Below are 14,233 nucleotides of genomic sequence, written 5' to 3' on the forward strand. Positions count from 1 at the left end.
AGTCAGGGGTGAGTATATGTTAGAGAGTAAAATGAAATGGACGTTTGCAAACAGCCAAAGCAATTCAGCAAATTGGGGTTCCAATCGATTCTCACCGCTTATTAAAGAATTGCTATTGCAGCGGGGGATTACTTCACTGGATGAAGCTGAAGCGTTTGTATCTCCTGATCTTGCACAATTATACAACGGACAGTTATTGTCAAATAGTGATAAAGCAGCTGAACGAGTACATGAAGGCATTGCTAATGGTGATAAAATTCTTGTATATGGGGATTATGATGCTGATGGTGTCAGTTCTACCGCCATCATGATCAAAACATTGCAAGAACTTGGTGCGGAATGTGATTACTATATTCCAAATCGTTTCACAGAAGGATATGGACCAAATGAGGAGGCATTCCGAGCGGCCTCTGAAAAAGGGTATCGCCTAATTATAACCGTCGATACAGGAATTGCCGCCATACCAGAAGCAGTGGTTGCTAAGGATCTCGGGATTGACCTGATTATTACCGATCATCATGAACCACAGGAACCATTACCGGATGCATTAGCGATAATCCATCCGAAGTGTTCGCCTGATTATGGGTTTAAAGAGCTTGCGGGCGCAGGTGTCGCTCTCAAATTCGCAGAAGTATTACTTGGTTATTTTCCAAAACACCTGCTAGACTTTGCTGCCATTGGGACGATTGCTGACCTTGTACCATTAACGGGCGAAAACCGTGTCATTGCCTATTACGGGTTAAAAGCGTTATCCGCCTCCAGCAAACCAGGATTGCATGCTTTAAAGCAAGTTTGCGGTATTAACGGCGACGTCACTGAAGAGGATATCGGTTTTTCAATTGGGCCAAGACTAAATGCGGTCGGAAGGTTACAGGATGCTGATCTGGCGGTTCATCTGCTGTTGACCGATATTCAGGAAGAAGCTGATGAAATCGCTGAGACGGTTCAATCGATCAACCAGGAACGGCAGCAGATTGTCAGTACGATCGTGAAAGAGGCTGAAGAAATGACGGAACCTCTTGACGATCAGGGAGTCATTGTCGTCGCTAAAGAAGGGTGGCATCAGGGGGTATTGGGGATTGTTGCCTCAAATCTGGTGCGGAAATACGACCGCCCGGCAATTGTCCTTTCCATTTTGCCGGAAACGGGCACTGTGAAAGGTTCTGCCAGAAGTATTCCTGCCTTTGATTTATTTACAAACTGTATGAAAATAAGGGATGTCTTTACACACTTTGGTGGCCATGCACAAGCCGCTGGGATGACGCTGCCCCTTTCCAACCTGCAAACATTAAAAACGGAATTGAATGATCGGATCCATCAGGAATTGACCACAGAAGATTTCACCCAGGAAATTGAGGTCGCTGGGACAATCGGTTTACCGGAAATGAATGAGGAACTGGTTGAGGAAATCAGGCAGCTGGCCCCGTTTGGTATGGCCAACCCTAAGCCTGTTTTCCATGTGAAAGAAGTGCCTGCAAACATCAGACAAATCGGAAAAAATAAAAAACATTTAAAAATGCAGTTCCGGCATCAGGGGCAGACACTTGATGGCATCGGTTTTGGGCTTGGAAATTTATATAATCACCTCACTCCGAAGACTCCAATATCGATTGTTGGTGAGCTCGGGATTAATGAGTGGAACGGTTTCCGGAAAGTACAGCTCATAATGCAGGATATGACCATTGGGGAGAACCAGTTGTTTGACCATCGGGGAAAAAATGACTTTGATATAACGCCTTATGTGCAACAACATAGGGATTATACAGCAGTTTATCATTCCTTACCGGATGAGACGAATCAGCCTGATCATGTCCGGTGTGTTACATATGATACGGAAGTAAGCAGTTTAGGGGCTGTTGATACGGTGTTTTTATTCGATATGCCAACTGATTTGAAAGCTTTTAAGCGGTTGCTGCTGCAGCTCAATCCCGCCAATATCCATGCATGTTTCCAGATCCGGGACAGTGCATTCATGACCGTTTTTCCGGCCAGAGGAGATTTCAAATGGCTGTACGCACTTCTGTTCAAGCGAAAGCAAATTGATATAAACCAGGAATTGCCCTTGATTATGGATGCGAAAGCATGGACAAAAGACCATATTGAATTTATAACAAACGTGTTTTTTGATCTTGGTTTTGTTAAAATAGAAAATGGTTTTATTAAATTGAATCCAAATCCTGTTCAAAAAGATTTAGCGGAGTCTGCTATCTATCAAGATCGTCTGACCAAAGCTGAAATTGAAAAAGCATTATACTATTCAACATATGATGAACTGAAAACATGGCTGTCACAATATATGGAAGACAGGGGAACGCTCAAGGAGGAACTTGTTTATGGACTATAAAAAACATATACAAATTGTTGAAGATTGGCCAAAGGAAGGCGTACAATTTAAAGATATAACACCATTAATGGATAATGGCAAAGTATTTAAGTCAGCAGTGGATGAAATTGTGGCATTTGCCCGCCAAAAAGATATCGATATCGTTGTTGGTCCTGAGGCAAGAGGGTTCATCATCGGCTGCCCTGTTTCCTATGCGCTGGAAGTAGGATTTGCACCAGTAAGAAAAGAAGGTAAATTGCCGCGTGACGTGATTAAAGTTGACTATGGTCTGGAATATGGAAAAAATGTTTTGACGATTCATAAAGACGCCATCAAACCCGGTCAGCGTGTTTTGATAACAGACGATTTGCTTGCAACAGGCGGCACAATCGAGGCAACCATCAATTTAGTTGAAGAACTGGGTGGTATTGTCGTTGGATGCGCTTTTCTAGTCGAACTATCCTATCTGAATGGACTGGGAAAATTGGATGGATATGACGTACTGACGTTAACACGTTATTAGTCCGGGATGAGAGGCCTGATCGAATGCATCAGGCCTGTTATGATTCATTCGGTTTTCGGAAATATAACGGTTTTTCCTTTACATTTCAGCAAAAATTTTTAATACTATAAACAATAGTAGAGGCAGGTAATGACTCAAACAGCTCGAGTCCGGATCCGTCTGTCGAGAACCATTGTCAAAGTGAATTCAGGTGATTTTATGGCGAAAGAAGAAATGTTAACAAATGAAGAAGTGATTGCGAAAGCCAGGACGTATCTTACAGAGGAAGATGCTGCTTTTCTCCGACGTGCATATGAATTTGCTAATGATGCACATCAGGATCAATTCCGGAAATCTGGTGAGCCTTATATTGTTCATCCGGTTCAGGTTGCCGGGATTCTGGTTGATCTGGAAATGGACCCGGTAACAATCGCGGTCGGTTTTTTGCATGATGTCGTTGAGGATACGGACGTGACGCTTGATGACCTGGAAGATTCGTTCAATGAGGAAGTGGCCATGCTTGTGGATGGCGTTACGAAGCTTGGTAAAATCAAGTATAAATCGAAGGAGGCCCTTCAGGCAGAAAACCACCGGAAAATGTTTGTGGCGATGGCAAGGGACATCCGGGTGATTCTGATCAAACTTGCCGACCGTTTGCATAATATGCGGACACTGAAACACTTGCCGCCGAATAAACAGCGGAGAATTTCAAATGAGACCCTGGAAATATTCGCACCCTTAGCCCACCGACTCGGGATATCGACCATTAAATGGGAACTGGAGGATACGGCATTACGCTATTTGAATCCACAACAATATTACCGGATCGTTCAGCTGATGAAACAGAAACGTGAAGAGCGGGAAACCTATATCGATGAGGTTATTGATGAGGTGAAGCAACAACTGAATGATGTGAGTATTGAAGCTGATATTTCAGGCAGACCAAAACATTTATACAGTATTTACCGGAAAATGGTCAAGCAGAAAAAACAGTTTAATGAAATATATGACTTGTTGGCAGTAAGGATTCTTGTTCACAGTATTAAAGACTGTTATGCCGTGCTGGGCATTATTCATACGTGCTGGAAACCGATGCCTGGCAGGTTTAAAGACTATATTGCAATGCCCAAGCCCAATCTTTATCAGTCATTGCATACGACGGTTATTGGCCCAAAAGGAGATCCGCTTGAAGTGCAGATCCGCACAAAAGAGATGCATGAAATCGCCGAATATGGAATCGCAGCACATTGGGCCTATAAAGAAGGAAAGCAATTACCAAAAGATAGTAAATCATTTGAGGAAAAATTGACCTGGTTCAAGGAGATTCTTGACTGGCAAAGTGAAACACACGATGCTGAAGAATTTATGGAAACATTAAAAGTTGATCTGTTTTCTGATATGGTTTATGTCTTTACGCCAAAAGGTGATGTCATTGAACTGCCATCCGGTTCAGTACCACTTGATTTTGCTTACCGAATTCATACGGAGGTTGGCAATAAGACAATTGGTGCCAAAGTGAACGGGAAAATGGAGCCGCTCGACTATCAGCTGAAGAACGGGGATATTGTGGATGTGATGACTTCCAAACATTCGTATGGCCCCTCCCAGGACTGGCTGTCGATAACTCAAACGTCGCAAGCCAAAAGTAAAATTAAGCAATTTTTTAAAAAACAACGCCGTGATGAAAATATAAGCAAAGGGAAAGAAGCGGTCGACAAAGAAATCCGTGCGCTGGGAATCGAACCAAAAGAAGTGCTCACCAACGATAATTTGAAACGTTTGTTTGAAAAGTTTAATTTTTCCAGTGAGGACGACATGTATGCTGCAGTGGGATATCAGGGAATCACATCCGCATTAATCGCAACTCGGCTGACAGACAAATTGCGCCAGGATAAACAGAAGAAACAAAACCTGGAAGAGACAATTCAGGAAGTCAAAACTGACAGACTTACCAAAAAGGTGCAAAAAAAGGATTCGGGCGTAAAAGTTGAAGGTGTTGATAACTTACTGGTGCGCCTGGCTAAATGCTGTAACCCGGTGCCTGGCGATGCCATTGAAGGCTATATTACAAAAGGCAGGGGCGTGTCTGTTCACCGGGCGGATTGCCCGAATATCCAGACCGAGGAAGCTAAAGAACGCGCTATTCATGTTGAATGGGAAAACGGCAACATCGACAAGAAACAATACCATGTTGACTTGGAAATATCGGGTTATGACCGCCGTGGCTTAGTGAATGAAGTCCTGCAGGCGGTAAATGAAATGAAGACAAATATTACGTATGTGAACGGCCGCTCTGACCGAAATAGAATGGCTGTTATTCACATAACGATCCTCATTCATAATACCGGGCATTTAAAGCGGATTGTTGAACGGATTAAACAGATAAAGGACGTTTATACTGTAACACGCACCATTCAATAGATTAAAGGAGAGCTTAAGGCTATGAGGGCAGTCATTCAGCGTGCGCGAGGCGCAAGTGTAACCGTGAACGAAAGTACGGCTGGTACAATTGATCACGGTCTGGTCGTCCTCGTCGGCGTTACACACGATGATACAAGAGAAGATGCGGATTACCTGGTTCATAAACTGGTTCATTTACGGATTTTTGATGATCAGGACGGTAAAATGAATCTTTCACTAAAGGATGTTGCCGGAAAAGTCCTGTCCATTTCCCAATTCACTTTGTATGCGGATACGCGCAAAGGCAGGCGGCCCAACTATTTGAATGCCGCCGGACCAGAACAGGCGAATGAACTTTATCATTATTTTAATCAACAGGTTGAACAGCAGGATATTCATGTGGAGACAGGGGAATTTGGCGAAATGATGCAAGTACAGCTGACCAATTCAGGTCCGGTGACCATTATTCTGGATACGGATGATAAATAGCGGAGAATGGGGGCCCATTCTCCGCTATTTATTTCCAAACGTAACGAGCAAGCGGGCAATCGTTATTTAAAATATTGGGTAAGACCGGTAACCATCCCCGAGACTAATTGTTTTTGATAACTGGTTGTCTGGAGACGCTGCTCTTGTTCTGAATTGGAAATAAATCCAAGTTCCACGAGAATGGATGGATTGAAATTTTGTCTGATGACATAATAATCTTCCTGAAGAGCCTCGCGGTCAGTTGCTTCGGTTTTGTTTATCAGTCCTTCCTGAACGAACCGGGCAAGTTCCTCACTCTGCTTATGATAATAATACGTGTTGATTCCAGTAATATCAGGTGCCTGAGGAAAGCTGTTATAGTGGATACTGATAAAAGCATCAGTATTTGCCAGATTGGCCAGGCTCGTCCTGCTGGCAAGTGAAACAAATTGGCCCGTGTCTCTGGTTAAAACAACCTCGGCGCCAAGCATGGTCAGTTCTTTTTTGAGTTCCTGCATCGTTCGGTAAGTAAAGTCTTTTTCATATGTTCCGCTTGCACCGATCGCTCCTACATCACGCCCGCCATGACCAGCATCAATAACGATGGTTTTATTTTCGAGGCCTGCCGGAGATGACGGTTTATGACGATCAACAAACTCCTGTCGTACATACCCGGACATTTCGCCATTTGCAATCTTATACCAATTGTTCTCTGCGGCTATAACGTCAAAATCATCACCTTTTTTGGCAAATCCAGTGATATCATATGACGTTGAAGGGCCTTCCCGTAAATGGGTGTTGTCATGTTGTATGGTAACGCTGCTGATGACATGGCCTATCGTTGTATCACCGGTCGATGCATCCCTGTGTGCCGAATCGATGTCAACGAATTCGCGTGTTACCCAGCCGCTTTCATGGTCAAACGCTATTTCCACCCAGTCATTTTGCAGGCTGATAATCTGGAGCGCTTCGCCGGTATGCACCTGGCCGATTCGTTCATAATCCGTCCCGGGCCCTGACCGGATATTCAGATCATCCGTGATGACCACAGCCTTGTCAGCTTGTACAGAAGGCGTAAATGAAAAGCATAGAATAAACAGTAATACTCCGACTGATTTTTTAAAATGCACACCTTTTCCTCCTATCCAACCTTCATTAACCTTGATTGTAATAAAAAGTTTTAAAAGAGGCAAAACTAAAGATAGTGAGGGAGGGTACGGTTATGCGTACAAACGAAAAACAGTGGAACGCAAATGTCAATAAAGGCGTTTACGGGGCAGACTTTCATCGCTTTATGGAAATGGAAGATCAGTTTAATCATATGGAAATAGCAGAAGAATTGGGAATTTCCCTTGGCGAGGTTAAAAGGCTGAAGAAAAAAATTATCCGTACTTGACAATATAATGGTGAAACATTAATATAGAAGTCATTCAATACGAAAATTAAACCGACCAGTGAGGGAAAGAGTAGTCAGATTGTGAGGTCCAAAGAGAGAAAATGTCATCGGCTGAAAACATTTTCGTACCGAGCCCTGATGAACGACATTCCTTAGGTTCTATATCGAAAAGAAACAAGTAGGTATAGACGTCTTGCAGGCGTTAACTGTGAAGAGCGGATGCTTAAGACGGCATCAACCAGGGTGGCAACGCGGGTAAACTCCCGTCCCTTATTACCAGTAAGGGACCGGGGGTTTTTTGTTATAATGTCAGAAAATATACGTTATGGATGTCCTTATAAGAATACAACTCATTCAATAAAAAATGAGTGAATGCGTATTTTTCGAATATTATTTACCTGAAGCATCGACACTAACCAAGCCATTATTTTAAATGATTTAGGGGGTATAGATAATGAGTATAAAAGCGCCACGCGGGACAGCTGACATTTTACCGGAAGAAGCGGCGAAATGGCAATTTATTGAGGAAAATATAAAGGACGTTTGCAGACGATATCATTTTGAGGAAATCCGCACACCTTTATTTGAGCATACGGAGCTTTTTCAGCGAGGGGTGGGCGATTCGACCGATATTGTTCAAAAAGAGATGTATACGTTTGAAGACAAGGGCGGCAGGAGTCTGACGTTACGACCGGAAGGCACTGCATCGGTGGTACGACCTTTTGTTGAACATAAACTGCATGGAAGTCCTAATCAACCAGTCAAACTTTATTATTTTGCTCAAATGTTCCGTTATGAACGACCGCAGAAGGGCAGAATGCGACAGCTAAATCAGTTCGGGGTTGAGATCATGGGAAGTGCGGATCCGGCAGTGGACGCCGAGGTAATTGACCTGGCCATGACGTGTTATCGTGAACTTGGACTGACGTCACTGAAATTAGTGATTAATTCGTTGGGAGACAAGGAGAGCAGCTATCGGCACCGTCAGGCATTAGTTGACCATTTCACGCCCCATAAGGATGAGTTTTGCAGTGATTGTCAGACACGGCTTGTCCAAAATCCGTTGCGAATTTTGGATTGTAAAACAGATCAGGACCATCCCGCCATGAAGACGGCACCTTCTATTTTGGATTATTTGAACGAGGATTCCTCTCAGTATTTTGAAAAAGTCAAAAGCTATTTGACGCTGATGGGGATTGATTATGAAGTCGATCCAAATTTGGTGCGCGGGCTTGACTATTATAATCACACTGCTTTTGAAATCATGAGTGAAGCTGAAGGATTCGGAGCAATTACCACACTTGCCGGCGGTGGCAGGTATAATGGACTGGTTGAGGAATTAGGAGGACCTGAGACCCCCGGTATTGGTTTTGGCATGGGGTTGGAGCGCTTGTTAATGGCATTGGAAGCTGAAAAGATTAATATTCCGGTAGACAGCGATCTGGACTGCTTTCTTGTGACAGTTGGTGATGAGGCTGAAAAAGTTTCGGTTCAGATTCTCCATGATTTGCGCAAACGCGGCATCCAAATTGATCGGGACTACCAGGGCCGTAAAATCAAAGCACAATTTAAAGCCGCCGACCGTTATCACGCCAAATATGTCCTTGTTCTCGGTGAAACTGAAATGGAGCGGGGAACCATTAATGTGAAAGAAATGGCGACCGGAGATCAGGAAGAAGTATCATTGGCTGAACTGGCCGAGTTTATGAACGGAAAACTTCTCAGGAGGAAATGATAATGAGTGAGCGCATATTAGGCGGAACATTAAGTGAAAAAGATGTTAATCAATCGGTGTTGCTGAAAGGTTGGGTGCAAAAACGCCGTGATTTGGGCGGGCTGATCTTTATCGATTTACGTGATAAGTCCGGTCTTGTGCAAGTTGTATTCAATCCGGATCATTCGAAAGCTGCTTTGCAAGCGGCTGAAGGGGTGAGAACGGAATACGTTCTGGAAATAAAGGGTAAGGTTGTGAAACGTGCCGAAGAAACCGTAAACCCGGCAATGGGGACTGGCCGGATTGAAGTACTGGCGACAGATTTAGTCGTTTTAAATAAGGCCAAAACGCCACCGTTTCTTATTGAGGAAGAGACAGATGTTGCCGAAGATTTACGTTTGAAGTATCGTTATATTGATTTGCGGAGAAGTACGCTGCAGGAAACATTTAAAATGCGGCATCGGGCAACACAGGCAATTCGAAACTTTTTAAATGATGATGGGTTTTTGGAAATGGAGACACCCATTTTAACGAAAAGCACGCCGGAGGGCGCAAGAGACTATCTCGTGCCAAGCCGAGTCCATCAAGGTCATTTTTATGCACTGCCACAATCTCCCCAGCTATTTAAACAGTTGATCATGATGAGTGGTTTTGAAAAATACTATCAGATTGCCCGATGTTTCCGGGATGAGGATTTGCGGGCGGATCGTCAGCCGGAATTCACGCAGGTTGATATTGAAACATCATTCCTGACTAGCGATGAGATTATGGAAATGACGGAAAACATGATGCGAAATATGCTGAAAGAAGTTAAAAATAAAGACCTCTCACTTCCGCTGCCACGTATGCCTTATGATGAAGCAATGGAGCGTTTCGGATCCGATAAACCGGACACAAGATTTGGTATGGAATTGATTCATGTATCGGATATTGTGGAACATGCGTCGTTTAAGGTTTTTCGGGATGCGATTGAATCAGGAGGAAAAGTCAGCCTCTTAAATGTTAAGGGACAAGCAGCTCAATATTCCCGGAAAGATATTGATAAATTGACTGAATTTGCGAAGGTTTACGGTGCTAAAGGACTGGCATGGCTTAAAGTTAACGATGGCGAATTGACTGGTCCGATCGCAAAATTCCTTACTGATGAAGAAAAAAATGGACTGATTGACCGGTCGGCTGCCGATGATGCTGACTTGCTTTTATTTTGCGCCGACAAAACTGCTGTTGTGTATGACAGTTTAGGCGCACTAAGGCTGAAACTCGGAAAGGAATTAAACTTGATTGATGAGAATCAGTTCAATTTTCTGTGGGTGACGGACTGGCCATTATTGGAGTATGATGAAGATTCCGCTCGTTATTTTGCTGCACACCATCCGTTTACGATGCCGGTTGAAGAAGATCTTGACAAGCTGGAACGTGACCCGGGAAGTGTCCGGGCAAATGCGTATGACCTTGTATTGAATGGTTATGAACTTGGCGGGGGATCGTTGCGGATTCACAAAAAAGAACAACAGCTGAAGATGTTTGACGTATTAGGGTTTACAAAGGAAGAAGCAAATGAACAGTTTGGTTTTCTGCTTGAAGCACTGGAATACGGTGCACCGCCGCACGGGGGCATTGCTCTGGGGCTGGACAGGATTGTCATGTTATTGGCAGGAAGATCTAATTTGAGAGATACGATCCTATTTCCAAAGACGGCCTCGGCATCAGATTTACTCACAGATGCACCAGGTGATGTCAGTCAAGCACAGCTGGACGAATTGTCTATTCGAATCAATGATGGTATATGAGTTAAATGCAGAATTGTTGTAGAATTGTCATGTTTGTCATGAATATTTTATTTGCTCGAATATTGATTACAAAGCATCTGTATGATAAGATAATTCTACAGTAAATTTTTATTGCATGATCAATCCTGATGTGTTCGTCTGATAAATTCGTTTTGACCGAACACTTTTATAAACGGGAGCCCACATAGGTTTTCATATTGCGTGCAAGCCCCGGGGCCGGGGAAGCATAATAAATATGGAACAGGGCACCCACCTGCCAGGAGCGGGATCAAAACAAGAAGACAGACGGCACAATTGGGATTGATAGATACATAAAAATGCATAGAAATAGTAATTGGAGCTGGGACAAACCTCAACTACTTAAACTAAAAAACGAATGATCATTCGTTTTTTTAGTTTAAGTTAGGATGTGCTAGCCATCGCTCCGGAAGAATACTTGGTGCTCGTCTTGCTGCAAGATGTTGCGATTTTAGCCTTTGAACCTAAATGGCGCGCTCCGGGCCCCCATCCAGCCCTCCGCTTGCCCTGGAATCTCCGTATTTTTACTCTGCTGGTGAAACGCCTATCACTATAATAAAAATCCGAACAGATTACATATTTTTTACATCTTGTTCGGATTTTTATTTTAATGCTATTCTTTTGGCCCAGCCTCTTGCCACTGCAGAATTTGAGCGTTATTGATTTGGACCATCCGCAACTTGCTGCAGATTGCCATTTTTATCCATTCGGAATGAAGGGGTTTTGAATGAATCCTGATCATCAAAGACTGTCATTTTTCGGGCTCTGTCCATAATCTGCATAAACACCTGATAATCTTCCTGTACAGTTTCCAGTTGTTTGGTTGTACGGCTCAGCTTATTTTCCAATTCACTTACTTGATCCCTTAGAGTGTCATTTTCCTGTTGTGTTTGCTCCAGGGATTGTTTTGATTGATTGGAAGCCTGATAGTCTTTTTTTAACTGCTTTAAAAATTGGATGACAGAATCCATTGTTATTGGTGGCTGCTCGTGCACTTCCTCTGTTTTATCCAGTTCCACAACCTGATTATTCTGTGGAATCGTGATGACTGGCTGTTTTGCTTTTGCAGCTGTTTCGCGTTTTTTCTCTTTTCTTTGCCGTTTTGCAATTTCTATCGCATCATTATATTTATTTCTGACTTCGGCATTCCAGCGGAAACCACAAGCTGCTGAGGTGCGATTTAATTGATCGCCCACTTCCTCAAAGGCATGCAGCTGTGTGCTGCCTTCTCTGATATGGCGCAATACCGTCTCCGCCAGAAGCAAATCATCTTCGTGCGACCAGGCATCTTGTCTTACTTTAGCCATAATATTCAACTCCTTTTTCAATACGGTCCAACAATAGATTTTTGTCTTACTATTTTCTGTACTATTTAGTGTGGCCGCTTGAAAAAAGAATTATACCTTTAAAGTCTGGTTCTTTACCAAAATCTAAGGTTGACAAATTAGAAGAATATTTAATGCAGGCAATCGCTATGGAAAAAACACTTGGTGCTCGTCGTGTTGGAAGTTATTTCGGGGAAGCAGCACTCCTCGCAACCCGCAGTATACTCGGCAGAAGTTTTGCTCGTCGCTCTCCGTGGGCTTGTCCTCAGCCTCCTCGAAAAAAAGAGCACTTTTTCTGCTCAGGTCTACACTGCGCATTGCCACAGAAGTCTCCGTGTTTTTCCTCCGCTAGCTAGCTTTTTGTTCTCATTTTTATTCATTCACTTCAACCATAGATTTTGATGTCAATCCTAAAATCTAGTATTATTTTTCTCTGCCTGTATTTTTTCGTGAACCTGCTTCAGCTGCTGTTCAAATTTGCTGCTGTTTTTAGGTTTGTAGTAATCTTTCTTTTTGATGGCATCCGGTAAATATTGCTGACTAACCCAGCTGTTTTCATATTGATGCGGATATTTATAATCAATGCCTCGTCCCATTTTTTTCGCCCCTTGGTAATGGGCATCCTTCAAGTGTGCCGGCACGTCTCCGCTTTTACCGCTGCGGATGTCGGACAGTGCCTCGTCTAGTGCCTTATAGGCTGTGTTCGATTTAGGTGACAGCGACAGTTCCACGATAGCTACGGCTAGCGGGATTCGTGCTTCAGGAAAACCAAGACGTTCGGCAGCCTGAACAGCGGTAACAGCGCGCGGACCGGCTTGCGGATTCGCGAGGCCGATGTCTTCATAGGCAATGACGATCATCCGGCGAGCGATGCTGTCAAGATCACCTGCTTCAATTAGTCGCCCCAGATAATGAAGTGCTGCATTGGCATCACTGCCCCGGATCGATTTTTGAAAAGCTGATAAAACGTCATAATGAGCATCCCCGTCTTTATCATGGGAGAAGCTTTTCTTCTGCATGCATTCTTCGGCGATATCAAGTGTGATAGCAATGTTACCCTCCGCATCTTTTGGTGTGGAGGATACGGCAAGTTCAAGGCCATTTAGTGCTGCACGCATATCGCCATTTGCTGCCAGCGCCAAATGGTTTAATGCGTCATCTGTTAGTTCAACAGACTCAGCACCCAACCCATTCTGATCATCTGTTGAAGCCCTTTTGATAGCTGTTTTTATATGTTCCATCGTTAATGGATGAAGCTCAAATAAATGACACCTGCTGCGTATAGCAGGATTGATAGAATGATAAGGGTTGCTTGTCGTGCAGCCAATCAATGTGACAAGGTTGCTTTCAATATGGGGAAGTAAAAAATCTTGTTTGGCCTTATCAAGCCTGTGCACTTCATCAAGCACCATCACGACCTGGCCGCTCATTTTGGCTTCTTCTACAACGATTTCCATATCTTTTTTCTTGTCGACAACGGCATTCAGCATTCTGACGGGCAGCTGCAGACTTTTAGCAAGTGCGAAAGCCATGGACGTTTTGCCGGTACCCGGTGGCCCGAACAGTATCATCGACGCCAGACGGTCGGCTTGAATCATGCGGGAAAGTATTTTTCCGTCGTCAACCAGGTGTTCCTGACCGATAATGTCATCTATGTGTTCAGGGCGCATACGATATGCAAGTGGTTTTTGTTTCAATTTAATCGTCCTTTTTATAAAATAGTAAACTGTATATGTAAAAGCGTAATGCTGATTGTGTTAAAATGCAAGAAACAGGCCATTCATGCTATAATAATTTGTATTGTAAATAATGACTATGAACGAAAGAAGCAGGCGTGAGGTGTTATTAATGAAAATTTCGACAAAAGGTCGTTATGGCTTGACGATCATGCTGGAACTTGCCAGAAAACATGGCAATGGGCCCATATCACTGAAGGCGATCGCGCGGGAAAAGAAACTATCGGAACATTATCTGGAACAACTGGCGTCTCCGCTGAGGAATGCCGGTCTGATTAAAAGCATCCGGGGTGCCTATGGCGGCTATGAACTGGCAAAGAAGCCGCGTGACATTAAAGCAGGCGATATTATTCGCGTATTGGAAGGGCCGATCTCACCAGTCGAAGGAATCGAGGATGAAGAACCGGCAAAGCAGGCATTATGGATACGGATCAGAGATGCAGTGAAAGATGTGCTCGATACCACAACACTGGAAGATTTAAAACAGCGTGAAAACGATCAGCAGCAAGATTCATATATGTTTTATATTTAAGTCAGTTTGGGATTGGAAAGGGTAATCAA

11 protein-coding genes, 1 other RNA gene and 1 other annotated feature are annotated in these 14,233 nt (G+C 43.6%); of the genes, 9 read left to right on the top strand and 3 right to left on the bottom strand.

Annotated features, from left to right (window positions below; genetic code table 11):
• Positions 1-16: 16 nt before the first annotated feature.
• The 4 genes from recJ (at position 17) to dtd (ending at position 5,714) form a co-directional block, all read left to right on the top strand.
• A complete protein-coding gene (gene recJ, locus E4U82_RS04160; protein WP_135108812.1) occupies positions 17-2,344 on the top strand; it encodes a single-stranded-DNA-specific exonuclease RecJ in 2,328 nt (775 codons plus the stop codon).
• Positions 2,334-2,846, top strand: coding sequence for an adenine phosphoribosyltransferase (locus E4U82_RS04165; protein WP_135108814.1), 513 nt, complete (start codon positions 2,334-2,336; stop codon positions 2,844-2,846). Before recJ ends, E4U82_RS04165 begins: the two co-directional genes overlap by 11 nt.
• Before the next feature lie 198 nt (positions 2,847-3,044).
• Positions 3,045-5,246, top strand: coding sequence for a RelA/SpoT family protein (locus tag E4U82_RS04170; RefSeq protein ID WP_135108921.1), 2,202 nt, complete (start codon positions 3,045-3,047; stop codon positions 5,244-5,246).
• 21 nt (positions 5,247-5,267) lie between these two features.
• Positions 5,268-5,714 (top strand): D-aminoacyl-tRNA deacylase, encoded by a 447-nt coding sequence (gene dtd / locus E4U82_RS04175; protein WP_135108816.1) that lies wholly within the window; start codon positions 5,268-5,270, stop codon positions 5,712-5,714.
• Positions 5,715-5,776: 62 nt separating this feature from the next.
• Here dtd and E4U82_RS04180 read toward each other — a convergent pair whose 3' ends face one another.
• A complete protein-coding gene (locus E4U82_RS04180) occupies positions 5,777-6,823 on the bottom strand; it encodes an N-acetylmuramoyl-L-alanine amidase family protein (protein WP_167751324.1) in 1,047 nt (348 codons plus the stop codon).
• Between the two features lie 92 nt (positions 6,824-6,915).
• On the opposite strand from E4U82_RS04180, the gene E4U82_RS19795 reads away from it, so the two are divergent.
• From E4U82_RS19795 to ssrS, 4 genes are all read left to right on the top strand, one after another.
• Entirely contained in the window at positions 6,916-7,089 is a 174-nt protein-coding gene (locus tag E4U82_RS19795; RefSeq protein WP_167751325.1) for a sigma factor-like helix-turn-helix DNA-binding protein, read from the top strand.
• Positions 7,090-7,138: 49 nt separating this feature from the next.
• Positions 7,139-7,363, top strand: a binding site (T-box leader).
• Between the two features lie 180 nt (positions 7,364-7,543).
• Entirely contained in the window at positions 7,544-8,824 is a 1,281-nt protein-coding gene (gene hisS, locus E4U82_RS04185) for a histidine--tRNA ligase (RefSeq protein WP_135108818.1), read from the top strand.
• Between the two features lie 2 nt (positions 8,825-8,826).
• Positions 8,827-10,593 carry an aspartate--tRNA ligase gene (gene aspS, locus E4U82_RS04190; protein ID WP_135108819.1) on the top strand — a complete coding sequence of 589 codons (1,767 nt, stop codon included), beginning with the start codon at positions 8,827-8,829 and terminating at the stop codon, positions 10,591-10,593.
• 119 nt (positions 10,594-10,712) lie between these two features.
• A non-coding RNA gene (ssrS, locus tag E4U82_RS04195) (6S RNA) lies at positions 10,713-10,898 on the top strand.
• Positions 10,899-11,267: 369 nt separating this feature from the next.
• On the opposite strand, the gene E4U82_RS04200 is transcribed toward ssrS, so the two are convergent.
• Both E4U82_RS04200 and E4U82_RS04205 read right to left on the bottom strand, forming a co-directional pair.
• A complete protein-coding gene (locus E4U82_RS04200; protein WP_135108820.1) occupies positions 11,268-11,918 on the bottom strand; it encodes an RsfA family transcriptional regulator in 651 nt (216 codons plus the stop codon).
• A gap of 428 nt (positions 11,919-12,346) precedes the next feature.
• Positions 12,347-13,633, bottom strand: a complete 1,287-nt coding sequence (locus tag E4U82_RS04205; protein WP_135108821.1) for a replication-associated recombination protein A — start codon at positions 13,631-13,633, stop codon at positions 12,347-12,349.
• A gap of 151 nt (positions 13,634-13,784) precedes the next feature.
• Here E4U82_RS04205 and cymR point away from each other — a divergent pair, with 151 nt between their 5' ends.
• Positions 13,785-14,204: a cysteine metabolism transcriptional regulator CymR gene (cymR, locus tag E4U82_RS04210; RefSeq protein ID WP_135108822.1), complete on the top strand. Its 420-nt coding sequence runs from the start codon at positions 13,785-13,787 to the stop codon at positions 14,202-14,204.
• Positions 14,205-14,233 lie beyond the last annotated feature (29 nt).

The organism is Lentibacillus salicampi, from assembly GCF_004565465.1.
Taxonomy (GTDB): Bacteria; Bacillota; Bacilli; order Bacillales; family Amphibacillaceae; genus Lentibacillus; species Lentibacillus salicampi.

Coding starts and splice junctions, on each gene's coding strand:
- aspS (WP_135108819.1), top strand. CDS start 8,827: ATGAGTGAGCGCATATTAGGCGGAACATTAAGTGAAAAAGATGTTAAT.
- E4U82_RS19795 (WP_167751325.1), top strand. CDS start 6,916: ATGCGTACAAACGAAAAACAGTGGAACGCAAATGTCAATAAAGGCGTT.
- E4U82_RS04170 (WP_135108921.1), top strand. CDS start 3,045: ATGGCGAAAGAAGAAATGTTAACAAATGAAGAAGTGATTGCGAAAGCC.
- dtd (WP_135108816.1), top strand. CDS start 5,268: ATGAGGGCAGTCATTCAGCGTGCGCGAGGCGCAAGTGTAACCGTGAAC.
- hisS (WP_135108818.1), top strand. CDS start 7,544: ATGAGTATAAAAGCGCCACGCGGGACAGCTGACATTTTACCGGAAGAA.
- recJ (WP_135108812.1), top strand. CDS start 17: ATGTTAGAGAGTAAAATGAAATGGACGTTTGCAAACAGCCAAAGCAAT.
- cymR (WP_135108822.1), top strand. CDS start 13,785: ATGAAAATTTCGACAAAAGGTCGTTATGGCTTGACGATCATGCTGGAA.
- E4U82_RS04200 (WP_135108820.1), bottom strand. CDS start 11,918: ATGGCTAAAGTAAGACAAGATGCCTGGTCGCACGAAGATGATTTGCTT.
- E4U82_RS04165 (WP_135108814.1), top strand. CDS start 2,334: ATGGACTATAAAAAACATATACAAATTGTTGAAGATTGGCCAAAGGAA.